Source organism: Anaerospora hongkongensis (genome assembly GCF_004339805.1).
In the GTDB taxonomy this organism is placed as follows: Bacteria; Bacillota; Negativicutes; order Sporomusales; family DSM-15969; genus Anaerospora; species Anaerospora hongkongensis.
In genome coordinates, this window is the sequence record NZ_SLUI01000004.1 from 260,761 (window position 1) to 282,766 (window position 22,006).

Sequence of the window (22,006 nt, forward strand, 5' to 3'; positions counted from 1 at the left end):
GAGGGTGTTATGGATTTTCATATTGCCAGTGAGCGGGGCCGCAGCCACATTGAGGATTTGTGGGCCTATTGTTTTGAGCCGGCAGAGCATCCCTTTTTTCAATGGTATTTTGCCAACTGTTTTCGGTCGGAAAACACGCTGGTCGGCTATGATAATAACAATTTGGCTGCCTGTGTTCATCTAAATCCCTATCAGTTATACTTGCGGGAACGCAGAATACCTGTTTCGTACATTGTCGGACTGGCAACCAGCCCCGAGGCAAGACGGGGCGGCGTTGCCGGACAATTGCTGACGGCTGCCCTTGACGAAATGCGGCGGCGTAAGCACTACTTTAACATTCTCATGCCCTCGCGGGCAGGCTTTTATTATCCGTTTGGCTGGGAACTATGCTATCATCAGCTTAAATACTCTTTGAACCTGGATGATCTGAGAGGCATAACCTCCGGCGCTGGCCGGTTTATTATGGTAACAAGTGAAGACCAATGGGACTTGCTGCAGCCTGTATACGAAAAATTTACGGACGGGCAGCATGGCTTCGCTGTCCGGGAGGAAGCACAGTGGCGCAAACTGGTGGCAGCGCATTTAGCTGAAAAAGGCTATATCAGTGTTCTGAATCTGGATGGCGTTCCGGCTGCTTATGCCTTTTATCAATTGCGGGACGGCAAAATGATCGTCGGGGACATGAGCTATAGGAGTGTTCAGGCACAGCGGTGTATGCTTAACTTTTTCTATAATCATCGATCACAGGTGAGCAGTGTCGAATTTAATACTCCTTTTCATGATCATCTGCATTTAAGCTTAGCCAATCCAAAAGTAGGCGTCGCGGTTTACCCGTTTATGGCCGGACGCGTGGTTGATGTAGCCGCAGGACTGCAGTCTCTCGGCTATGCGGACCATGTCCAGGGAGAATTTACAATTGCCGTGTCCGATCCATTAGCAGAGTGGAATGAGCATACATTTGCCGTAAGTGTAAAGCAGGGGCAGGCAAATGTTCAGGTTGCAGACAGCAGCGATGCGGATTTTTCCTGTACCATCGGCGCCCTCTCCCAATTGGTATTCGGCCGTTTGAGCGTACAGGAATTAATTGCCCGCGGCACTTTGGCCGCCAGCTGTTCAGGTAAAGTCAGCCTGCTCACTCAGCTCTTTCCGAAATGCGATAACTATATAAACGAATACTATTAATGCGTCATTTTTACAAACAGGAGGCTTTTTTCATGGGTAAACGTACAATTATGATGATGCTATTCGTAGCGGCCACGCTATTATTAACGGCCTGTGGCGGCGCTCAGTCTGCTCCACCGGCGGCCAATCCGCCTGTGCAAAACAATGCGCCAGCAGCAGAGCCGGCCAAGCAAACACCCGCTCAGGCGAACAGTATTGCTAAATTTGAAACCACAAAAGGCAACTTTACGGTGGAGTTATTTGAAGACAAAACCCCGGTTACCGCCAAAAATTTCATTGATCTGGCTAATAAAGGTTTTTACAACGGCACGCTTTTTCACCGTGTAATTGATAATTTTATGATTCAGGGTGGCGATCCGCAAGGTAACGGCACAGGCGGACCAGGCTATACGATACCGGATGAGTTTCATCCTTCTCTCAAGCACACCGGTCCGGGACTGCTGTCAATGGCCAACCGGGGGCCTAATACAGGGGGATCTCAGTTTTTTATTACGCTTGCACCAACTCCCTGGCTGGATAATAAGCATGCTATTTTCGGCAAGGTAATTGAGGGCCTTGATGTTGTGCAGAAAATTGGCAAAGTAAAAACCGGAGCGAATGACAAACCGGTTGAAGATGTGGTTGTTAAAAAGATTACAATTGAAAAGCGCTAGTTTATGAGTCAGGCTTTCACGTATATCGTAGAATGTGCTGACGGGAGCCTGTATACCGGCTGGACAACGAATCTCGAACAGCGGGTGGCGGTACACAATGCCGGAAAAGGCGCCCGTTATACCCGCAGCCGCCTGCCAGTCAAGCTGGTCTGGTGGGAAGAACTGCAAGACAAGATAGCGGCGCAAAGCAGGGAGGCGCGTATTAAGCTTCTCAGCCGCCGGGAAAAACTGATATTAATTCAACAAAGAACGGAAGGTCAGGCTGCCGAAAGGGCAGACTGACCTTCGTTTTATTTGAAAATCTAATTGCAGGGAAACGGTTATCAGAGGAGAAGGTAATAGTAGCAGAACGAAGCCTGCATAATCGACTGGAAAACCGGTACATTAGTAGGAAAGGCAGGAGGGAAGATACATGAAAAAAGTCAAACTTGCTTATGGAAAAACAGGCATAGAGGTGACGGTGCCCGATCAGGCAGTAGTCATTGAGCCGCGGCATCTGGCTGCACTGCCGGATGAAAAAGCAGCGGTTACCGCTGCTCTGAGGCAGCCTGTGGGAACACTGCCGTTAAAAGAAATGGTGCAGCAGAATCAAAAGGTTGTTATTGTTATTTCTGATATTACCCGGCCAACGCCTAATCACAAGCTTGTACCCTGGCTGTTGGAAGAATTGGCCCATGTACCGTCAGACAACATTACAATTCTAAATGGTCTGGGAAGCCACAGGGCCAATACCCAGGATGAGCTGGTTCAAATGTTAGGGCGCAAAGTAGTTGATACTATCCGGATAATTAATCATGATGCTTTTACTAAAGAACAGCTGGTAAAAGTCGGCGTAAACAGCCATGGATCGAATGTGTACTTTCATAAAGAGTATGTCAATGCCGATTTTAAGATTGTAACCGGTTTTATTGAACCCCACTTTTTTGCAGGCTTCTCAGGCGGGCCCAAAGGCATCTGCCCGGGAGTGGCGGGCATTGAAACAATTCTGGACTTTCATAATGCGAAAATGGTGGGACATCCACTGAGTACCTGGGGGATTATTGACGGTAATATTCTTCAGGGAGCGGCCACTGAAAATTGTCTGATGGCTAAGCCCGATTTTATGCTTAACGTGACACTTAACGGCGATAAAGCTATTACAGGGGTTTTTGCAGGGGATGTTATTGCCGCTCATCGCCAGGGCTGCAGCTTTGTAAAAGAGCATGCCATGTATGAGGTGGACGCTCCTTTTGATATTGTTATCACCACCAACTCGGGGTATCCCTTAGATCAGAATTTATACCAGACGGTAAAGGGAATGAGCGCGGCAGCTCAGGTAGTTAAACCGAAAGGGGCAATTATTGCTGTTTCCGAGTGTTCGGACGGACTTCCCAATCATGGCAACTACGCTAAAATTTTAAAAATGCGGGAGACACCGCAAGAACTGCTGGACATGATTAATGATGAGAGCTTTTCCATGTTTGATCAATGGGAAGCGCAAGTTCAGGCGATGATTCAGCTTAAGGCAGACTGCTACCTGTATTCTTCCATTGATGAAGAAACAATCCGCCAGGCGAAGCTTACACCGATAAAAGATGTGGAGAGTACTCTTCAGCAGCTGATGAATCAATATGGAGAAAATACAAGGATTGCAATTTTACCATTAGGTCCGTTAACCATACCTTATGTTAAATAGATAAAGAAGAAGGCCTTCTAAATAAAATAAGCGGTCCCGGCTAACACTCTAAGCCGGGGCCGCTTGTTTTTCTGCTGCAACTTTACTGTAAACTCTGAGAAATGCCTCAACCACGGAGGGATCAAACTGGCTGCCTGAGCAGCGGCGGATTTCTTCAACTGCTTCTTCGTGCGAACGTCCCTTGCGGTAAGGGCGGTCCGAAATGATTGCCTGGTAGCAGTCAGCTACTGCAATAATACGGGAACCTAAAGGAATCCCAGTTCCGGCCAAGTTATCCGGGTAGCCGGCACCGTCCCAGCGGGCATGATGATGCCGGATAATGGTGGCAATTTCCGTAGGCGAAGGAATACTGGCAATGATCTTTGCGCCTATTGAGGGATGAAGCTTAATGAGATCATACTCATCGGATGTTAATTTGTCCGGTTTGTTCAGGACTTGGTCAGGAATGCCGATTTTTCCGACATCGTGCAAAATAGAAGCTACATTTAGCTTGAATAATTCATCCTGAGGCAGCTTGAGCTCTCTGGCTACATCCATACTAATTGTTGCCACTTCCGACGAATGGCCGAAGGTATAATTGTCTTTGGCCTCTAACGCATTAGTCAATGCTTCAATTGCCGGAATGAGCATAAATTCACGTTCGTAATCTCCTGTAAGAGTGAAGTTGTGTACTGGAGAAGCCAAACGATTGATCATTTCATCGGTACTCTTTTGGGCAATACTATTTTTCGCTAATTGGTCAATGTGTTTATGAAAGTATGCTGCCGCAAAATAGGCAATTACTGAAGGCAGCAGTATGAGTGCAAATAACAGTAGCAATGACCAGTGGGGGACTAAGTAGATACTTGCGGCAGCGAGAAAAGCTGTTAGAATTGCCAAACTTACAAAGGCCAAAAACAGCTTGGTTTGCAGCGATAAAGAGAGATGCAGAATGCGCATATTTAGCCTCCACTATGTATTGTAGAGTGTATTCGCTTTACGTTAGGCTATTCCTGCCAAAATAAGGTCGAAAACCGGCTTTTTTATCTGAAAATAGGTGGAATGGCTTGGAGGGGGAAAGATCTTACGTAAATTAATTAATTTTGCCGATTAAACCGGGATCGTGCGTGCATAAATAGCAAACAGTGGCTTCATACTATAATCAAGGTGGGAGGTAATATTATGCGCAACAAATCACAATCAACAATCGCAATTATCGTCGTTCTAGTCGTAGCAATTGCAGCGGGAGCTTATTTACTACTGCGTTCTCCCGCCCCAAAACCAATGCCAGCACCTGTGCCGGCGCCGACAGAGCCCCAGACACCGACTCCGGCCCAGCCTGAACCCATCGCCGGTGTACCTCAGTTTAACAAAAGCAAGTACACAAGTGAACCTACGATTAAAGTGTGGCGGGCAGATAAAGGTGTCATTGAGTCAATGAAACTGGAAACCTACGTAGAAGGGGTAATTGCCCAGGAAATGCAGCCTGACTGGCCGCTGGAGGCCCTTAGAGCCCAGGCGGTGGCTTCACGGACACTGACGATGAGTGCTATTGAAGCGGGGACAATTCGCCGGCTGCATAATGCTGATGTCAGTACTTCAAAAGAAGAATTGCAAGCCTTTGCACCACAGAAAGTGAATGATACGGTCAGGGAAGCTGTACGCTCGACACGAGGGCAAATTCTCTTGTATGCAGGCGGTCTGGTAAATTCCATTTACAGTTCTCATAATGGGCAAATTGCTGCTACAAAGGAAGAGAGCTTTCCCAAGGAAATTGAACACGCAACCCCTTATTTTCAACCGGTTACCGATAATAGTAACCAATATGCCCCTCAGAATATTTCTTCCTGGTCGGTAAAAATTCCCGGCTCAGAGGTTGCCCGTGCCGTCGGCTACAGCGGCAAACCGGGGGACATAACGATACTTCAAAAAGGGCCTTCAGGACGAATTCTCTTTATTGGTGCCGGCAATAAAAAGGTATATGGTTCCGATTTTCGCAAGGCCGTCGGTTACGACCGGCTGAAGTCGACCTTAATTACGGAAATGACCTATGACGGTTCCAGCTTTACCTTTAAAGGTCTCGGCTGGGGAAATGGCGTTGGTATGTCCCAGTGGGGTGCTTATGCCTATGCTAAAAACGGTGCTAAAGCCGAAGAAATCCTGAAGCATTATTATGTGGGTGCCGATATTACCAAACTATGGCAATAAGGGCACTACATCCGGTAGACAAAAAAGCATTCAGAAATGAATGCTTTTTTACTGGCGCAGGGAGGTTGGATGACAATGAACCAACAGGTGCTTTATCCGCCGCACCATTATCTGTATCAGACCGGCGGCAACCCGGCTGAAGAATTATTGCGGCAGGTAGTTGTTAATCATCAAATGGAACTGATTAATATCCGCAATACTCCTTTTCGGAAAAGTGTGGAAGCAGAAAAAGTAATTGCCAAAGATATGAAAGACTTAGGCTTTCTGCATTCCGTTACCAACCGGAAGCATAGCTCGCTTTTTAAAGCAGGTCTGAATTTTGAGGTAGATTTTTTTCATCCTCAGCATCAAATTGCGGTTGAGGTCGAAAAAGGAGAAATTAACAACATCTGGAAAAACATCTGTAAGTTTGCCGAATCGCCGGTTATTCGGCATGGGGTGTTACTAGTGCCTGTTATTCGTCAGGGGCAGCAGGTGCAAAGTGAATTTTATAAAAACACGATCAAACGATTGTGCCATATAGAAAAAGTATTTAGTTTGATAGACAGTTTATTACTTATTGGCTATTGAGAGTGCAGTTTTTCCTATGCTATGCATATAGTAATACAGAGAGGCAATGTAATGGCAGGGCTTCTCGTAAAGAGGCGCCGTTTCCCGGGCGAAAGGGGACGGCGCTACGGTATTTGTAGCAGTTGAGCAGTCGTCTTACATAAAGTGCCAGCGGCCACGTGAGCGGGAATGACTCACGGGCTGCTTATTCATTTCAGGCTGATGGGACGGGTCTGGATTTTTTTTATGGTTTTTGTTTAAAATGAGCTTTATTAAGCGCTAGTAAATAGGCTATAATATGATATTGAGTTATTAATTGACAGAGGGTGGCAGAAATGACGAATGTGGTTGTCACTGTTAGCGGCACTCAGTGTGACGAATCAGGTGATAAGCAGAGTATTGAATTGGTCACCGCTGGCCGGCACTATCAGAAAAACGGTGTTGATTATATTACATACGATGAAAGTAAGCTCACCGGTTTGGAAGGGACGACTACATTACTGAAGCTTTATGACAGCTATGTCGTGCTTGTTCGGATGGGAAACATTGAACAGCGTCAGGAATTCCGCAAGGGAGAACGCAGCGCTTGCACGTATATAACACCTTATGGTGCAATGGAAATGAGTGTTGCCACCAGCGATGTTGCCGTGGCTTTTTCCAATGGCAGCGGACAGGTTGCCATTGATTATGAGCTGGAAATAGAAGGACGTTGGCAGAGTTCAAATCGGCTTGCCATCACGATACGGGAGGAAAAAAGGACAAATGGACATTAAACAACTGCTTCAAGAAAGTATTTTAGCTGCAGCAAATCAGGCGATAGCAGATGGCGTCATTTCAGCCGCTCAATTGCCAGCTATTGTTCTGGAGGTGCCTCCGCAAAAGGAATTTGGCGATTATGCCACCAATTTTGCCATGCAGACCGCGAGGGCTGCCAAAGCTAATCCGCGGATGATTGCTCAGGCGCTGGTCGAGCGGCTGCAAGCGTCCTGGCTGGAAAAATGCGAAATTGCCGGCCCGGGATTTATTAATTTTTATTTAAAGCCGGACTGGATGTATGAATTATTGGGACAAGTGCTGGCTGCAGGTGACAGCTACGGGTGTTCGGATGCCGGTAAAGGTGAGCGCATACAAGTAGAATATGTCAGTGCCAATCCCACCGGACCGCTTCACGTCGGTCATGGCCGGGGGGCGGCTTTTGGCAGTGCGCTGGTGAACCTTTTGCGGGCCGCAGGGTATGATGTACAGGCTGAGTTTTACATTAATGATGCCGGTAATCAAATTGATAATCTGGCAGCTTCCGTCAATGCCCGTTATCTGGAGCTGCTTGATCAGGCAGTTGATTTTCCGGAAGACGGCTATCATGGTAAAGATATTATCGAAACGGCCAAGCGGATTGTTGAGCAGGAAGGCTCCCGCTACCTGCTGATCCCTTTGGAAGAGCGTCTGGCCGTATTTAAAGAGCTTGCTTTGCAGGAGAAGTTAAACGCCCTCAAGGAGGACCTTGCGTCCTTTGGTGTTACCTTTGACGTATGGTTCAGCGAGCGGACGCTGCACAGGGGCGGGGCTATTGCCAAAGCCTGTGAGACGTTAAAGGCTAATGGCTTTATGTACGAAAAAGACGGAGCTCTCTGGTTGAAATCGACAGCTTACGGCGATGATAAGGACAGGGTCGTTATTCGTGATAATGGAGTTCCGACCTATTTGGCTGCTGATATCGCCTACCATCAGAACAAACTGGAACGCGGGTTTGCGAAACTGATTAATATCTGGGGCGCCGATCATCATGGCTATATCTGCCGGGTTAAAGCAGCTATTGCATCGCTTGGTTATCAGCAGGAGCAGCTGGAAGTGCTGATTCTGCAAATGGTTAACTTACTGCAGGATGGACAGCCGGTGAAAATGTCCAAACGGACTGGTCAAGGGGTTACGCTTACCGAACTGATCGAAGAAGTTGGCAGTGATGCTGCCCGCTATTTCTTCATCATGCGTTCTATCGACAGTCAGCTTGATTTTGATCTTGACCTTGCGAAATCACGTTCTAACGAGAACCCGGTGTACTACATTCAGTATGCCCATGCCCGGATCAACAGCATTTATCGTCAGGCTGCCGAAGCGGGTATAAGTTTTGGTGACTGGTCAACTGCCAATTTTTCGGTATTGACGGTAGACGCAGAAACTGATTTAATTAAAAAGATTGGTCAATACCCGGAAGAAATTGCTGCCGCTGCCCGGGAGCGGGCGCCACATCGCATCGCACGGTATACGCATGATTTGGCTGCCTTGTTTCATACTTTTTATAATCAATGCCGCATTATTGGTGTAGAACCTGAAGTGCAGCTTGCCCGTCTTGGCTTAGTAATGGCAGTGCAGCGGACCATAAAACACGGATTAACCATATTAGGTGTTTCGGCACCGGAAAGAATGTAAAGCGGAGCGGAGGTCGATTCAATAGATGAAAGATCAAAAACAAATGCCTGATATTGAAGTGGCTTTTCAAATTCTCCAGGAAGCAAACCAGCCCATGTATTTTCGCGAGCTGATCAGCAAGGTATTAGAGACTAAGGCTGGCCGTGTTCATTCACCGGCACAGGCAATGTCGGAAATTCACACGCAAATCAACCTTGACAGCCGCTTCCAGCATGTCGGCAAAGGTATGTGGGGACTGAATGAGTGGACGCCGCAAAGAGAGGCCCGCCAGGCGGAGGAAACAACAAAGGCTGTTTCCGGTGTGAGCCAGCGGCGTGAACGGCTTCTGGAAGAAATTCAGGAAGATTACGACAATGTTCCTGTGGGACGGGAAGATACCGAATAACACTTGACAGCCCTTATAATAAAAGTATAGAATATTGGGCGTGTTTGGGATAATACTGCGAGAGGCGCTTATATTACAGGAGGATTTTTTTCATGGCTAAATATATTTTTGTAACCGGCGGGGTGGTATCATCTCTCGGAAAGGGTATCACGGCGGCATCATTGGGCCGGCTATTAAAAAGCCGTGGCCTGAATGTTACCATTCAAAAGTTTGATCCTTACATAAACATAGATCCGGGAACGATGAGCCCTTACCAGCATGGTGAAGTATTTGTAACGGAAGATGGCGGCGAAACGGATTTAGATTTAGGTCACTATGAACGGTTTATCGATATTAATTTGAGTAAGAGCTCGAACGTAACTGCCGGTAAGATCTACTGGTCGGTAATTAATAAGGAACGTAAAGGGGATTATCTGGGCAGTACCGTCCAAGTTATTCCTCATATTACCAATGAAATTAAAGACCGCATTTACCGGGTAGCTAAAGAGGATAATGCTGATATTGTCATCACGGAAATTGGCGGTACCGTAGGTGATATTGAAAGCCTGCCTTTCCTTGAAGCGATCCGCCAGGTGAAAAAAGAAGTTGGCCGTCACGATGTCTTGTATTTACATGTGACTCTCGTACCTTATATTGCTGCAGCTGGTGAACTCAAAACGAAACCAACACAGCATAGCGTTAAAGAACTCCGCAGTATCGGGATTCATCCCGATATCATCGTTTGCCGTACGGAACAAGAGATCTCCCAGGATATGAAAGAAAAGCTGGCACTGTTCTGCGATATCGATGTGAATGCCGTGATCCAGAATAAGACTGCTTCCAGCATTTATCAGGTTCCACTGATGCTTCAGGAAGAGGGACTTGACCGAATTGTCATGGAAAAATTAAATATCCAGGCGGGAATGGCCGATATGACCGAGTGGACCCGCATGGTAGATAAAATTTATAAGCCCTCTAAGTCGGTGCGAATTGCGATTGTCGGCAAATATGTTGCCTTGCATGATGCTTATATGAGTGTATCGGAATCACTCAGACATGCCGGTATTGCCAATGAAGCGGATATCGATATTAAATGGGTAAATGCAGAAGAACTGGAAGATCCTGCTGTTGATCTAAAAGGCCACTTTAGTGATGTTGACGGAATTCTGGTTCCCGGCGGCTTTGGCGACAGGGGTGTGGAAGGAAAAATCCGCACGATTCAGTACGCCAGGGAAAACAAGATTCCTTTCTTTGGATTATGCCTTGGAATGCAATGTGCAGTAATTGAATTTGCCCGCAATGTGTGCAGTATGCCTGGCGCTCATTCTACCGAGTTCAATGGGGCAACCTCTTATCCGGTTATTGATTTAATGCCGGAGCAGGTAGCGGTAGAGGATAAAGGCGGCACCATGCGCCTAGGCGTATATCCCTGCAAGGTTATGGAAAACACGCTGACCTGTAACGCTTATCAAGATGAAATTATTTATGAACGTCATCGTCACCGCTATGAATTTAATAATGCCTACCGCCAGCAGCTTACTGATGCGGGATTGGTAATCGGCGGAACGCTGCCTAATGGCAGATTAGTGGAAATTGTGGAACTGAAAGATCATCCCTGGTTTTTGGCAACGCAATTCCATCCTGAGTTTAAATCCCGTCCGACGAATCCGCATCCCCTGTTCAGGGATTTTGTCAAGGCTTCCTTACAAAACAAAACCCGATAAAATTGAAGCTGTGATAAAATTACAGGTAGATACAATAAAACTGTTGGATAATCCAACAGTTTTATTTTTAATACTATGTAGGTAGTACACAAAGTTGCTAAAGGATGTGGTGGTATGTTTAAACGTTCGGTTATGCTGGTTATTGCCGGTGTTGTGTTAGTATCTGTCGGGATAATGCTGCTTTTCACACCTTCATTCAGCAGCAAGAAGGATAAAGCTGCTCCTGCCAGGCTGGCTGTGATCCATGTGGAAGGGGTGATCATGGGCGGTCGGGGACAAAGCAGCCTGTTTAGTGAAATTGGTGGTATTGATCAGGTTATCCGTCAATTGCATGAGGCCCGTGATGATCAATCCATTAAAGCGATTGTGCTGCGTATTAATAGTCCTGGCGGCAGCGTGCCGGCAACGCAGGAACTGGGAGAAGAAATCAAAAAAATACGTGCCGGCGGCCTGCCTGTTATTGTATCCATGGGAGATGTTGCGGCATCGGGAGGCTACTGGCTGGCTGCACTGGCTGACAAAGTCTATGCCAATCCGTCGACGCTTACCGGCAGTATAGGGGTATATATGCCCTACACGAACTGGGAAGAGCTGTATCAAAAAATCGGAGTACGGCAGGAAAAAATCAAGAGTGGCCCCCATAAGGATATTTTATCGCCAGAGCGGCAGATTACCGCTGAAGAACGGGCGATTATTCAAACAATGGTTGATGATATGTATAGCCAGTTTGTTGAGGTAGTTGCCGAAGGTCGCAAAATGGACCAGCAAAGGGTTCGTCAAATTGCCGATGGCCGTATCTATACAGGAAAACAGGCTAAGGAACTGGGTTTGATAGACGAACTGGGAAATTTTTATGACGCGATTGACGGTGCAGCACAAATTGCCGGTATTAGCGGCAAGCCTCAATTGAAAGAGTTTGGCAAAATGAATCCTTGGGATGTGCTGTTTGGCGCTGAAGGCAAAATCAATTTACAACAAATCCTTACACAACAGATAAAAAATGATTTGCCGTTAACAGCGCCACTGGCGATGCCGGAACGGTGGTAGGTGGAATATGGGATATTTGCTGGAAATTCTCTACGATGTGTTGTTTCATCCTGCGACTGCTATGAACCAGATTGCTGCCCGGCAGTTGGTAGGAAAAAGTCTGGTAGTTTTTATTGTCAGCATTTTGCTGCCCAGCTGGGCGATGTGGTTTGGTCTTAAATCAACCAGTCTTGGTTATGCGATTAACGGGATCATCGTCATGCACATGCTCGGCAGCTTGCTATTATGGTTTTCCGGAGCGGCATTACTGCATTTAATTGCTGAATTCCTGGGGGGCCGCGGCAGTGCAATGGGCTTGTTTGCTGCTCTGGGATTTGCCCAGTTTCCCCGTATCTTTATGGTGCCGCTGTGGGTAATTGCCGCATTGCTTCCGGAAGGAATCCGCCCGTTTGTCATGGGAATTTCGGTTTTGGCTATTCTGTTCTGGGTACTGGCACTTCATGTGTCCGCGCTGAAAGGTGCGTATGGCATAGGCGGTATTAAGGCGACGCTTGTGCTCATTATGCCTTTTTTGGCTGCCGCCTTATTAGTAGTGGCTGTTGTCACTTTTGTCAGTGTTCAATTCATGCAGTGGCCACAATGGAGTTAAAAGATAGGTGATGAGATATGATACAGAGAGGAATGCTGCTAGTCATTCTGTTTTGTTTATTAGTGGCAGGGGCGGGCTGTGGCAGCAATCGTCCCCTGCTGCCGCAGGCAGGACTGACGGTTGATTCTGCAGGCAGCGAACAAAGCTGGCAGCTGCCGGCAGCAATCAGTCAAGAGGGCGAAGGCAATATTTTTCGGCTGATAACCGGTGGGTCACTGAATGCTCCGCAAGGCTTGGAGCTGGCAGCAGGCGGTAAAGGCTGGCTGCGGTATTCGGTCGATATTCCGGCAGATCCCGATGTGACGGCTGTGGTTCGTCTGCAATTTTTATCTACACAAGGCACCGGAAGAATCCAATTAGCTGCGTTGGATCAGTCGAAACAACAGGTAGCAGTCGTTGGCTGGGCAGCTACCGGACAGCTTCCTGCCAACACCGCCAATAGTCATTGGACGGACAATCGCACTATGGCTAACTATAAAGGGGATTGGCTGGCAGGAGAGTACCGTCCGTCAGAATTGCTCGCGCCCTATCTGGGCGGGCAAAAAGTGGCTTATTACCGTTTAACGGCTGAAGCCGGGCAAGGCCAACATGTCATTATTACGAAGTTTTCTTTAGACAATAATCTTGCACAAGCCTTGCAAATCATACCTGTTGCCGCTCAAAAGTCGGTTATCGTCGGCGATACTGTTCGCCTGGAGGCGGATATTGTCAACCGGACATCGCGGGTAATTGAACAGGCAGAAGTTGAGTTGACCGAACCCTTCGGTTATGGTTTGTCGGTTGCAGAAAAGACAAAAACGATTGCCAATTTGGCTCCTGGCGCCCAGCAGCGCTTAGTATGGGAAGTCAAGGCACTGCGCCCGCACAGCGTAAATATGAATAAGCCCTGGCAGGTGGGATTTACCGTCAACGGACAGGCTGCAGCAGCGGCAATAGAATTGGCCATTGCGGATAACCGGCCGGGCAAGATTTTTTACGTGATGACGGAAGACCTGGAAGCAATTGACGGAGCCGGCTACGCCAAAGCCTGGGGTAACCAAAATGGCTGGCTGGAACCGAAGGAACTGACGGTGCAGATGGTTGAGAAAGCGGAGCGGTTAAACGCGATAGCCGATACATATGGCGCGAAGTGGACGCATTATATCGCATGGCCTCTGGTGAAAGCCGCCGAATGGGCTGACCGTCAATCCGGCACCGGTGAATGGAAAAAAGCTGCCGCTGCTATTGAGCAGTCGGTACGTGCTGAGGCGGACAAGGGGCATGAATACGGGATTCATATGCACTCTGATTATGATCCGTACCTGCCGGGCAATGTATTATCGTACAATAAAGAACTTGACGGAATCTGGGCAAACCACCTAAGACACGGCTGGTCCCATTCCATCGCCAGCGAGGGCAGCTTTTACGATTACGCGAGCCGGACCGGTATCTTGTATGCCTATCAGCGAATTATGGACGAACTGGCTTCGTCTTCGCCTCAGGGGCAGCTGGTAACTACACGGGTAGGATCTTTTGACTTTGGTGCCGGACCGGAGAGCGAGGCAATCAGTACTCGGGCTTACCGGAAGGTCGGGTTGTGGGGCACCAGTGATGCCGACGGCAACGAAGGTGGCATTACCTCAGGTCCTTATGGCCGAGAAATATATTTTGCCAAGCCGGACGACATTAATTCGGCAGCAGTGGATATTACGCAAACAGGGCTGGTTGAATTTCGACCTACTCCGCGCAGCAGTATTGCCTATGAAAGCCAATCGGCTGCTGTCATGAATGAAGCTGTTGATCAAGGCATTGCCTACTTTTCTTCCGGACAAGGAGCAATTCAGCCGGGAATACATGGCATTGTCGGCTTTACGCATGCCATGTTTGTGATGGGCGAGCCGGACTGGAAAAGCCTGGAGCAGGGCCAGTTCGCTGCTATTGACAGTCATTTGGCGTACCTGAAGGACCGGTATGTGAATCAAAACAAGCTTATTTTTGCTACCGCAAGTGAGATGGTGAAAGCCTATCTCGATTATTATACTCCCGAACCGGTTGCCTTGTATGGCCAGCGATTATCGCAGAGCAGGCTGGGGATTACCGAATATGCTGTCGAAATTTTAGGCAGCGATATTCCTATTGATCTCGCTCATCCACATCAGGTTACAGTAAAAATCCCTCTCTATTTACGGGACAGTGCATACCGGGCAGTTATCTTAAAAAACGGGGAGCCCGTTTTTTCTACCTGGGGCTTGCCTACACCGTATAATGATGTGCAATTTATTGTGGATAACAAGGAAGCAAAATATAGCCTAAAAGTTTACCATAATAATGTTCTTGCCACTATTACGCGATACATTACAGCAATAAAAAACAAAATATCGAAGAATTAACTGAAGTTTTATAAAAAAAGTAATTTAATTTCCAGCTTCTAGGAGGATATTTGTCAAGATGTGCGAATAGACATGTTATAAGCAATTATACAAAATTATTAGACAGAGCGAGGGACCGCACATGGCTAAAGCCAAGTCGACAGTACTGGTTATTGATGATCAGCCAGGTATTAGAAGGCTATTGACCGAAGTGCTAACGGAGGAAGGGTACACGGTTGTTACGGCCATCAACGGAATTGACGGTGTTACCAAGACCAAGGAAGTTAAACCTGCTTTAATTCTGATGGATATGAAAATGCCTGGTATGGATGGAATTGAAACACTGCGGGAAATTAAGCGGTTAGGACAGGGTGACCGGGTCATCATGATGACTGCTTATGGGGAACTTGATTTGGTGAATCAAGCTCGTGAGATGGGGGCGTATGGCTACATTACGAAGCCTTTCGACATTATCTCTCTGTGTCATATGATTGATGAAGCGTCGAATGAAACTGAAATACGTCAACTAATGATTGGATAAAAGGCTTCTTTTTTTTGCAAACTGTACATGTACGTTAGAAACACCCACATTTGCTGGGTGTTTCTTATTGAGCGCAGAGGAAGGAATTTTCTAAAACGCTGGCGAAGTCTTTGTTACGAGGAGGGATATGGATGGTTATCCGGACAGAAGCAACGCTGGCCTTGTATTGTCCTCATTGCGGCAAATTGCATATGCACTCTTTTAACCGGTTTAACCTGCCAGGTGCGGCCAAACGGGAACTGGTGTGCAGCTGCGGTCAGATTCAGGCTGCCATTTCCAGTGTGGGTCGTCGCCAATATCTCTTGGATATCCCCTGTGTACTATGCGAAACTACTCATAAAGTATGTATAGATGCCCGGCGTTTTTGGCGCGCTGAAGCTGATAAATTATACTGTGCGGAAGAAAATATTGAGTTAGGTCTGTTTGGCCGCAGCCGTATAATTGAAAAAACATTTGCTGATCATAAAAACGAATTGGATCAATTACCGCGGGAAGCAGAATATGATGACGAACATATTGACAATCCTCAAGTGATGTTCGGCATTTTTAACCGCATTCACGATATGGCTGAACAAGGGGATATTTCCTGCCGGTGTGGACAATTCGCAATTGATGCTGAAGTTTTGCCTAACTGTATTGAATTGACCTGCCGCCAATGTGGCAGCAGGCGTGTTGTTCCGGCATTGACAGATTCTGATCTTGAACAGGTGAAATCGTGGGAATTTATCCAATTGATCCCGCAGCGCCGGTCAAGGCATAAACAGTAGTACTGGACTTACGCAAAACAACATGTGGGAAATAAACCGCAGGAGGTTTTTGTTATGAAATTTTTTATAGACACAGCCAATGTAGCTGAAATCAAGGAAGCTGCCGCATTAGGTTTTATAGCCGGGGTTACCACCAACCCTTCATTGATTGCGAAAGAAAAATTGGAGATTAAAGCGGTTATCAAAGAAATTGCGGAAGCTGTGCCCGGTCCGGTTAGTGCGGAAGTCATCAGCACTACCGTTGCCGATATGGTTCCCGAAGCCAGGGAACTGGTAAAACTAGGTGAAAACGTAGTCATTAAGGTTCCGCTTAATGCTGAAGGCTTAAAGACGGTTCATATCTTGTCTGCTGAAGGCATCAAGACGAATGTGACGCTGATTTTCTCAGCTAATCAGGCGCTGCTGGCCGCCCGGGCCGGAGCGACTTATGTCAGCCCCTTTGTTGGACGCCTCGATGATATCAGCTATGATGGAATAGCCTTGATCAAAGATATTGCCGATATTTTTGCGATACATGGTATTACTACCGAGATTATTGCAGCCAGCATCCGTCATCCGATGCATATCCACCAAGCTGCGCTGGCTGGATCGCATATTGCGACGGTGCCTTACAAGGTATTGCTCCAGTCACTGAATCATCCGCTGACTGACGCAGGAATTAAACGATTCCTGGAAGATTGGAAAAACGCTAATTTATAGCCGCTGCTGGAAGCTCGGCAGGCATATCCCGTAAGGGAGGCAGTATCGCAGTTTTCTGCACCAATATGCAGGGGGCTGCGCCTTTGCTTGTTTTGCCAGTGCTGTTCTTTAGCTTAAGCCGCAAGGCTGTATATATTTATTTCAAATGTTGAGGAGCTGAATTGTTATGGATCGCGAATTAGCGATGGAATTTGTTCGGGTTACCGAGGCTGCTGCAATTGCCAGCGGACGCTGGATGGGTAAAGGTGATAAGATTGCGGCCGATCAGGCGGCAGTAGATGCAATGAGACAAGCCTTTGATGATGTATGTATCAGTGGCAAGGTTGTTATTGGCGAAGGGGAAATGGACGAGGCCCCAATGCTGTACATTGGCGAAGTGGTTGGCGCCGGCGGTGTAAAAGTGGATATAGCAGTTGACCCGCTGGAAGGCACCAATCTGGTTGCCAAAGGCCTGCCTGGAGCCATTGCCGTTTTGGCTATCGCTCCCAGAGGCGGCTTGCTGCATGCCCCGGATATGTATATGGATAAAATCGCGGTTGGCCCCAAGGCTGCCGGAAAAATTAACATTAATGCCCCTGTTATTGACAATCTGACAGCTGTTGCCGGTGCTCTGGAGAGGTCTATTGAGGATTTAACGGTAGTTATTCTCGATCGTCCCCGTCATGCCGACATCATTAAGCAAGTCCGCGATGCCGGAGCCCGTATCAAACTGATCGCCGACGGTGACGTATCACCGGCTATCAATGCGGCTATTGAAGGAACAGGCGTACACATGCTGCTGGGAACAGGCGGCGCACCGGAAGGCGTAATTGCCGCTGCGGCAATGAAATGCCTTGGTGGAGATATGCAGGGCAGACTGGTGCCGGAAAGTGATGCCGACATCGAACGGGCCCGCTCCATGGGAATTACGGACATCAATAAAGTACTGACGATTGATGATTTGGTCAGCGGTGATGATGCGATTTTCGCTGCAACCGCCATTACCCAGGGTGATCTTCTTAATGGTGTGCGCTACTTTGGCGGCGGCGCCCGTACGCACTCCATCGTCATGCGCTATAAAACCGGTACGGTCCGTTTTGTTGACGCGATTCACAAATACGAAAAGAAACCGATGCTGATTAAACGGTAACAGAGTATAAGCCAGCCTGTATCACAGAACCTGTGATGCAGGCTGTTTTTACAGAAGAAATGATACAAGGGGACGGTTCTGCTGTGATACAAGGGGACGGTTCTGCTGTATCATTCGTAAGGAATAGAAGGAATAGACAAAATGGTAGTGAGGTGAGTGAATATGCCACGTCACGAACGTAAGAGGAGTAAGAGCGGGATTTACCATGTAATGCTGCGAGGAATTAATCGACAAATTTTATTTGAAGATGATGAAGATAAACAGAAATTTTTCGAAAAAATCAAACAGTACAAGGAAAAAAGCGGATACAAGATATTGGGATATTGCTTGATGGATAATCATGTTCATCTCCTGATCCAAGAAGGAAAAGAAGTGCTGGAAGTAGCAATGAAGCGTATCGGAGTTAGCTATGTGTACTGGTATAACTTGAAATATAAGCGGTCAGGGCATCTATTTCAAGATCGCTACAAAAGTGAGCCTGTTGAGGATGATGGATACTTATTGATGGTATTGAAATACATTCATCTGAATCCGTTGAAAGCAGGGCTGGTCTCTCAAGTAGGTGACTATAGCTGGAGTAGTTATCACGAATATAAGGGAAATCCTATGATTGTCGATAGTGACTTTGTATTAGGAATGTTCTGTAATGACCAGCAAAGACTAATGCACTATTTAGCTGAAGATACCGAAGTGAGTGAAGGTTCCATATTAGATGTTACAGAATCAAGCAAGCTTCTGAATGAAGATGTCAAACAAATTATAGAGAAGGCAATTGGTAATATGTCGCTTAGTGAATTACGAAATGCAGAAAAGAGTAGGCGGAATGAAATATTAAAAAAGCTAAAACAAGAGAATCAGTTATCCATAAGGCAGATTGCCAGAATAACTGGGTTGACTGTTAATATTGTAGCAAGAGCATAATGATACAGGAGAACCGTCCCCTTGTATCATCATAAAGACCACTGCTTTTGGCAGTGGTCTTTATGGTTCGCTAACTTTAAAATTTTCGGGTGAAGAATTTATTGTCCTCGATCAGGCTTTCCGGTGTGTCAAAGCCCAACCGGTGCAGCAGTTCGATTACGTAGGGATTATCGATGGGAGTTGGGTAGATGGCTTTTTCGCCATAGGTGTTGACGTTATCTTTGGCAATATCTTTGTCCAGAATTGATTTGGGTCCGCCGACGCAGCCACCTACGCAGCCCATGCCTTCAAAGAAGTTGGCGTTTACCTGACCGGATACTAATTCGTTGACCATGGCTTTGCAGTTTACTACACCATCAGCCTGCCGCGTTTTAATGGCAATCTTCCGGTTAGGATTGAGGCGCTCGACTGTATTTTTTACGGCTTCACTGACACCGCCTACGCGGGCGTAGATTCGTCCTGCTTTGGAGGAGTTTTCTTTCTCATTGGCGGCAAAAAGGGTTAAATCTACGTTCAGCAAATCAAACAGCTCTTTGGTCTCCTGAAACGTCAGTACATGGTCGATGGCGCCTTTGATGTCAGGCTCTTTGGCTTCCGCTTTTTTGGCGACGCAGGGACCAATAAAAACGGTGAGGGCATCAGGGTGAAGGATTTTTACCGTACGCCCTGCCGCGATCATCGGTGATACGGTTGCCGGTACATGGGGCATGAGGTCGCTGTAAATTTTGCGAATCATGGCAATCCACATGGGGCAGCAGCAGCTTGTTAGCTGATAGTCGCTTTCGGAATTAATGTTCTGATCAAATTCCAGCGCTTCTTTCAACGTCAAAATATCGGCAAAAACGGCAACTTCCACCATGCCGTCAAATCCCATTTGCTTAAAGGCGTTGCGCAGCATGCCAGGAGTAACTTCATCGCTGAACTGACCAATAAATGCTGGAGCAATTAATGCATACGCCAATTTCTTTTTGCCATGCAGCGATTCCATACAGGCCTGTACATCTTTGGAAATTTTTACACTATTCTCAGTTGCTTTGGTGACGCAGGCTTCCAAATTCCAGAATACCGGATGAATATCGGGAGTGAAGAGACAATTTAACTGGCTTTTATCAAAATCATCGAATAGATCTTTTACGGGTGCGCCGCTTTCGTTGGCTGACGCAGATGCTTCCTGGATTTTCTTGTGCAAATCTTTAAATGTTTCCATGTGTTTGACGGCTCCTTTTCTCTATATATGATTAGCATTTCCAGGTGATTATCTCTTATTAGATTATCACAGTTATTTTAAAACAGAAAGCTATTCGGTTATTTTGTGAAGAGCAAAATGAAGAAATACCTCGATAAACCGGGTGGTTTCCCTTGAAGGAAAATCCGTTAACAACTGACGTTAACCGTTTAATAATTTTTGGTTGACAATAGGGACGAGCCATTTTATAATCAAATTCAGTTACAGCTTACAGTGTAGTGCTGAATATTGAGAAGAAACGGCAGGGGTTTATAGTGGGAGAAAAAAATAAAGTCGTCAATTTCGTTTATCCGGCCATGTTTGCCGCATTAATATCAGTGTTGGGGCTGATTTCGATACCGCTGCCTTTCAGTCCGGTTCCCGTTACAGGGCAGAGTTTGGGAGTCATGCTGGCAGGAAGCAGCTTGACTGTCCGACAGGCAGGCGCCAGTGTATTGACCTTTATTCTGCTTGGTGCGGTTGGGGTACCGGTATTTGCAGGTATGACCGGCGGACTGGGGATTGTGCTCGGGCCAAGAGGCGGCTATTTACTGGGGTACTTAGTGGGGGCCATAGTCATTGCGCTGCTAGTTAGGCAAAATAGCAGTTTCTGGCGGCTAATTGCAGCTAATCTGGTTGGCGGAATCCTGATTGTTTATTTGTTTGGTGTCACTTGGCTTAGTGCCGTTACCGGCATGGGACTGGAAAAAGCGGTTATGGCTGGTGCACTGCCTTTTATTCCTGGTGATTTGCTTAAAGTTTTTGCTACAGCCTTTATTGGTACGGCGGTGAATAAACGGTTAGGCAATCGGGAGGCGGCATTGTGAGTAAGGTATATATTGCTGGTGGTGTCAGAACACCTATCGGTAAAACTGGCGGCATTCTAAAGGATTTCTTGCCTGAACAGCTGGCAGCTGCTGTTCTGAATGCAGTTATTACCAGAAATGGCTTAAGCCCAAATGCGGTGGATCAAGTTATATTGGGGAATGTCGTGGGCCCTGGCGGTAATATCGCCAGGGTTTCTGTGCTGGAAGCAGGGTGGCCTTATCATATTCCTGCCTTGACAGTGGATTTACAGTGCGGTTCGGGCTTAAGCGCGATTAATCTGGCAGCTGCTTTGATTCAGTCCGGTCAGGCGGATCTGGTAATCGCCGGAGGTGTTGAAAGTACCAGTCTGGCACCACGACGGCAGTTTCACGCTGCTGATCCGCGCTTTCAGGGAGAAACGGTATTTTATGAACAAGCACCGTTTTCGCCAGCTGCTATTGGCAATCCGGATACCGGTGAGGCTGCTGAAAATCTGGCCAGGCTACTGGATATTTCCCGGCAGGAAATGGACGAGCTGGCACTGGAGAGCCACCGGAGAGCTGCACTGGCAAAAAAGCAAGGTATAGTAAATGATATGATTCTTCCGCTGGGTACTGAAGAAAAACAGATTAACGCTGATGAATGTATTCGTGAGAATATGCGGCTAAAATTACTGGAACGGATGCCGGCGGCTTTCTTGAGTGGCGGCAGGATCACAGCCGGCAATGCCTGTCTGAAGCATGATGGTGCGGCAGTAGTATTACTCTCCTCCGAGAAGGCGCTGGTAAAGTACGGTCTGCAGCCCCTGGCGGTTATGCTTGGCTCGGCAGCCTGCGGCCGGGATCCGAATACGTTTCCGCTAAGTCCGGTCGGGGCGATTCACAAGCTGCTGCGTCAGGCCGATTTGCCCCTGGCGGCAGTTGACCGGCTGGAGATCAATGAGGCTTTTGCGGTGAAGATTCTGGCCTGCTGCCGTGAGCTTGACTATAGCCTGGAACAGACGAATACGCTGGGGGGAGCCCTCGCTTACGGGCACCCCTATGGTGCTTCCGGAGCCATTATCCTGCTGCACCTGATTAAAGCTTTGCAGCAGGGCAAAGGGCAGCTGGGCATTGCCGCCATCGGTGCAGTCGGCGGTATGGGTGTTGCCAGCTTGATTGAAAGGTGTTGAC

The 22,006-nt window shown here is 47.3% G+C and carries 22 protein-coding genes; 20 read left to right on the forward strand and 2 right to left on the reverse strand.

What is annotated here, in order from left to right; all coding sequences use genetic code 11:
- Positions 1 to 9 precede the first annotated feature (9 nt).
- From EV210_RS07740 to larA, 4 genes are all read left to right on the forward strand, one after another.
- Positions 10 to 1,182: a GNAT family N-acetyltransferase gene (locus EV210_RS07740; RefSeq protein ID WP_132078059.1), complete on the forward strand. Its 1,173-nt coding sequence runs from the start codon at positions 10 to 12 to the stop codon at positions 1,180 to 1,182.
- A 32-nt stretch (positions 1,183 to 1,214) separates the two neighbouring features.
- The gene (locus EV210_RS07745) at positions 1,215 to 1,835 is read left to right on the forward strand and encodes a peptidylprolyl isomerase (protein ID WP_132078062.1); all 621 of its coding nucleotides are present in this window, start codon (positions 1,215 to 1,217) and stop codon (positions 1,833 to 1,835) included.
- Between the two features lie 3 nt (positions 1,836 to 1,838).
- Positions 1,839 to 2,117, forward strand: a complete 279-nt coding sequence (locus tag EV210_RS07750; protein ID WP_132078065.1) for a GIY-YIG nuclease family protein — start codon at positions 1,839 to 1,841, stop codon at positions 2,115 to 2,117.
- Between the two features lie 130 nt (positions 2,118 to 2,247).
- Positions 2,248 to 3,510 carry a nickel-dependent lactate racemase gene (gene larA, locus EV210_RS07755; protein ID WP_132078068.1) on the forward strand — a complete coding sequence of 421 codons (1,263 nt, stop codon included), beginning with the start codon at positions 2,248 to 2,250 and terminating at the stop codon, positions 3,508 to 3,510.
- A gap of 48 nt (positions 3,511 to 3,558) precedes the next feature.
- Here larA and EV210_RS07760 read toward each other — a convergent pair whose 3' ends face one another.
- The gene (locus tag EV210_RS07760) at positions 3,559 to 4,449 is read right to left on the reverse strand and encodes an HD-GYP domain-containing protein (RefSeq protein ID WP_132078071.1); all 891 of its coding nucleotides are present in this window, start codon (positions 4,447 to 4,449) and stop codon (positions 3,559 to 3,561) included.
- A gap of 222 nt (positions 4,450 to 4,671) precedes the next feature.
- Between EV210_RS07760 and EV210_RS07765 the strand changes: the two genes are divergently transcribed.
- From EV210_RS07765 to EV210_RS07830, 14 genes are all read left to right on the forward strand, one after another.
- Positions 4,672 to 5,697 (forward strand): SpoIID/LytB domain-containing protein, encoded by a 1,026-nt coding sequence (locus EV210_RS07765; protein WP_132078074.1) that lies wholly within the window; start codon positions 4,672 to 4,674, stop codon positions 5,695 to 5,697.
- Between the two features lie 69 nt (positions 5,698 to 5,766).
- A complete protein-coding gene (locus EV210_RS07770; protein ID WP_132078077.1) occupies positions 5,767 to 6,267 on the forward strand; it encodes a hypothetical protein in 501 nt (166 codons plus the stop codon).
- Positions 6,268 to 6,581: 314 nt separating this feature from the next.
- On the forward strand, positions 6,582 to 7,019 hold the full coding sequence (locus tag EV210_RS07775; protein ID WP_132078080.1) for a YwiB family protein: 438 nt from the start codon (positions 6,582 to 6,584) through the stop codon (positions 7,017 to 7,019).
- Positions 7,009 to 8,673 carry an arginine--tRNA ligase gene (gene argS / locus EV210_RS07780; RefSeq protein ID WP_132078083.1) on the forward strand — a complete coding sequence of 555 codons (1,665 nt, stop codon included), beginning with the start codon at positions 7,009 to 7,011 and terminating at the stop codon, positions 8,671 to 8,673. Before EV210_RS07775 ends, argS begins: the two co-directional genes overlap by 11 nt.
- Positions 8,674 to 8,698: 25 nt before the next feature.
- Positions 8,699 to 9,058, forward strand: coding sequence for a DNA-directed RNA polymerase subunit delta (rpoE, locus tag EV210_RS07785; RefSeq protein WP_132078086.1), 360 nt, complete (start codon positions 8,699 to 8,701; stop codon positions 9,056 to 9,058).
- 92 nt (positions 9,059 to 9,150) lie between these two features.
- The gene (locus tag EV210_RS07790; RefSeq protein WP_132078089.1) at positions 9,151 to 10,761 is read left to right on the forward strand and encodes a CTP synthase; all 1,611 of its coding nucleotides are present in this window, start codon (positions 9,151 to 9,153) and stop codon (positions 10,759 to 10,761) included.
- A gap of 114 nt (positions 10,762 to 10,875) precedes the next feature.
- Positions 10,876 to 11,808, forward strand: coding sequence for a signal peptide peptidase SppA (gene sppA, locus EV210_RS07795; protein ID WP_132078092.1), 933 nt, complete (start codon positions 10,876 to 10,878; stop codon positions 11,806 to 11,808).
- A gap of 7 nt (positions 11,809 to 11,815) precedes the next feature.
- Positions 11,816 to 12,397 (forward strand): Yip1 family protein, encoded by a 582-nt coding sequence (locus EV210_RS07800; protein ID WP_132078095.1) that lies wholly within the window; start codon positions 11,816 to 11,818, stop codon positions 12,395 to 12,397.
- A gap of 17 nt (positions 12,398 to 12,414) precedes the next feature.
- Positions 12,415 to 14,766 carry a hypothetical protein gene (locus EV210_RS07805; RefSeq protein ID WP_132078098.1) on the forward strand — a complete coding sequence of 784 codons (2,352 nt, stop codon included), beginning with the start codon at positions 12,415 to 12,417 and terminating at the stop codon, positions 14,764 to 14,766.
- Positions 14,767 to 14,887: 121 nt separating this feature from the next.
- Positions 14,888 to 15,286 carry a response regulator gene (locus tag EV210_RS07810; protein ID WP_132078100.1) on the forward strand — a complete coding sequence of 133 codons (399 nt, stop codon included), beginning with the start codon at positions 14,888 to 14,890 and terminating at the stop codon, positions 15,284 to 15,286.
- A 131-nt stretch (positions 15,287 to 15,417) separates the two neighbouring features.
- Positions 15,418 to 16,053: a hypothetical protein gene (locus tag EV210_RS07815; protein ID WP_132078103.1), complete on the forward strand. Its 636-nt coding sequence runs from the start codon at positions 15,418 to 15,420 to the stop codon at positions 16,051 to 16,053.
- Positions 16,054 to 16,107: 54 nt separating this feature from the next.
- A complete protein-coding gene (fsa, locus tag EV210_RS07820; protein ID WP_132078106.1) occupies positions 16,108 to 16,752 on the forward strand; it encodes a fructose-6-phosphate aldolase in 645 nt (214 codons plus the stop codon).
- 166 nt (positions 16,753 to 16,918) lie between these two features.
- The gene (gene glpX / locus EV210_RS07825) at positions 16,919 to 17,881 is read left to right on the forward strand and encodes a class II fructose-bisphosphatase (RefSeq protein WP_132078109.1); all 963 of its coding nucleotides are present in this window, start codon (positions 16,919 to 16,921) and stop codon (positions 17,879 to 17,881) included.
- 162 nt (positions 17,882 to 18,043) lie between these two features.
- A complete protein-coding gene (locus EV210_RS07830) occupies positions 18,044 to 18,802 on the forward strand; it encodes a transposase (protein WP_132078112.1) in 759 nt (252 codons plus the stop codon).
- 76 nt (positions 18,803 to 18,878) lie between these two features.
- On the opposite strand, the gene EV210_RS07835 is transcribed toward EV210_RS07830, so the two are convergent.
- Positions 18,879 to 20,009, reverse strand: coding sequence for a [Fe-Fe] hydrogenase large subunit C-terminal domain-containing protein (locus EV210_RS07835; protein ID WP_132078115.1), 1,131 nt, complete (start codon positions 20,007 to 20,009; stop codon positions 18,879 to 18,881).
- Positions 20,010 to 20,302: 293 nt separating this feature from the next.
- Between EV210_RS07835 and EV210_RS07840 the strand changes: the two genes are divergently transcribed.
- Both EV210_RS07840 and EV210_RS07845 read left to right on the forward strand, forming a co-directional pair.
- Positions 20,303 to 20,854: a biotin transporter BioY gene (locus EV210_RS07840; protein ID WP_132078118.1), complete on the forward strand. Its 552-nt coding sequence runs from the start codon at positions 20,303 to 20,305 to the stop codon at positions 20,852 to 20,854.
- A complete protein-coding gene (locus EV210_RS07845) occupies positions 20,851 to 22,005 on the forward strand; it encodes a thiolase family protein (RefSeq protein ID WP_132078121.1) in 1,155 nt (384 codons plus the stop codon). The genes EV210_RS07840 and EV210_RS07845 overlap by 4 nt, the downstream gene beginning before the upstream one ends.
- The last annotated feature ends 1 nt before the right edge of the window (position 22,006 follow it).

What these genes read in the sequence shown, in the direction of transcription:
- EV210_RS07775 (WP_132078080.1), top strand. Translation starts at nt 6,582, where the DNA reads ATGACGAATGTGGTTGTCACTGTTAGCGGCACTCAGTGTGACGAATCA.
- EV210_RS07800 (WP_132078095.1), top strand. Translation starts at nt 11,816, where the DNA reads ATGGGATATTTGCTGGAAATTCTCTACGATGTGTTGTTTCATCCTGCG.
- EV210_RS07835 (WP_132078115.1), bottom strand. Translation starts at nt 20,009, where the DNA reads ATGGAAACATTTAAAGATTTGCACAAGAAAATCCAGGAAGCATCTGCG.
- sppA (WP_132078092.1), top strand. Translation starts at nt 10,876, where the DNA reads ATGTTTAAACGTTCGGTTATGCTGGTTATTGCCGGTGTTGTGTTAGTA.
- EV210_RS07830 (WP_132078112.1), top strand. Translation starts at nt 18,044, where the DNA reads ATGCCACGTCACGAACGTAAGAGGAGTAAGAGCGGGATTTACCATGTA.
- EV210_RS07740 (WP_132078059.1), top strand. Translation starts at nt 10, where the DNA reads ATGGATTTTCATATTGCCAGTGAGCGGGGCCGCAGCCACATTGAGGAT.
- EV210_RS07765 (WP_132078074.1), top strand. Translation starts at nt 4,672, where the DNA reads ATGCGCAACAAATCACAATCAACAATCGCAATTATCGTCGTTCTAGTC.
- EV210_RS07790 (WP_132078089.1), top strand. Translation starts at nt 9,151, where the DNA reads ATGGCTAAATATATTTTTGTAACCGGCGGGGTGGTATCATCTCTCGGA.
- EV210_RS07750 (WP_132078065.1), top strand. Translation starts at nt 1,839, where the DNA reads ATGAGTCAGGCTTTCACGTATATCGTAGAATGTGCTGACGGGAGCCTG.
- fsa (WP_132078106.1), top strand. Translation starts at nt 16,108, where the DNA reads ATGAAATTTTTTATAGACACAGCCAATGTAGCTGAAATCAAGGAAGCT.
- glpX (WP_132078109.1), top strand. Translation starts at nt 16,919, where the DNA reads ATGGATCGCGAATTAGCGATGGAATTTGTTCGGGTTACCGAGGCTGCT.
- argS (WP_132078083.1), top strand. Translation starts at nt 7,009, where the DNA reads ATGGACATTAAACAACTGCTTCAAGAAAGTATTTTAGCTGCAGCAAAT.
- EV210_RS07805 (WP_132078098.1), top strand. Translation starts at nt 12,415, where the DNA reads ATGATACAGAGAGGAATGCTGCTAGTCATTCTGTTTTGTTTATTAGTG.
- larA (WP_132078068.1), top strand. Translation starts at nt 2,248, where the DNA reads ATGAAAAAAGTCAAACTTGCTTATGGAAAAACAGGCATAGAGGTGACG.
- rpoE (WP_132078086.1), top strand. Translation starts at nt 8,699, where the DNA reads ATGAAAGATCAAAAACAAATGCCTGATATTGAAGTGGCTTTTCAAATT.
- EV210_RS07760 (WP_132078071.1), bottom strand. Translation starts at nt 4,449, where the DNA reads ATGCGCATTCTGCATCTCTCTTTATCGCTGCAAACCAAGCTGTTTTTG.
- EV210_RS07770 (WP_132078077.1), top strand. Translation starts at nt 5,767, where the DNA reads ATGACAATGAACCAACAGGTGCTTTATCCGCCGCACCATTATCTGTAT.
- EV210_RS07745 (WP_132078062.1), top strand. Translation starts at nt 1,215, where the DNA reads ATGGGTAAACGTACAATTATGATGATGCTATTCGTAGCGGCCACGCTA.
- EV210_RS07815 (WP_132078103.1), top strand. Translation starts at nt 15,418, where the DNA reads ATGGTTATCCGGACAGAAGCAACGCTGGCCTTGTATTGTCCTCATTGC.
- EV210_RS07810 (WP_132078100.1), top strand. Translation starts at nt 14,888, where the DNA reads ATGGCTAAAGCCAAGTCGACAGTACTGGTTATTGATGATCAGCCAGGT.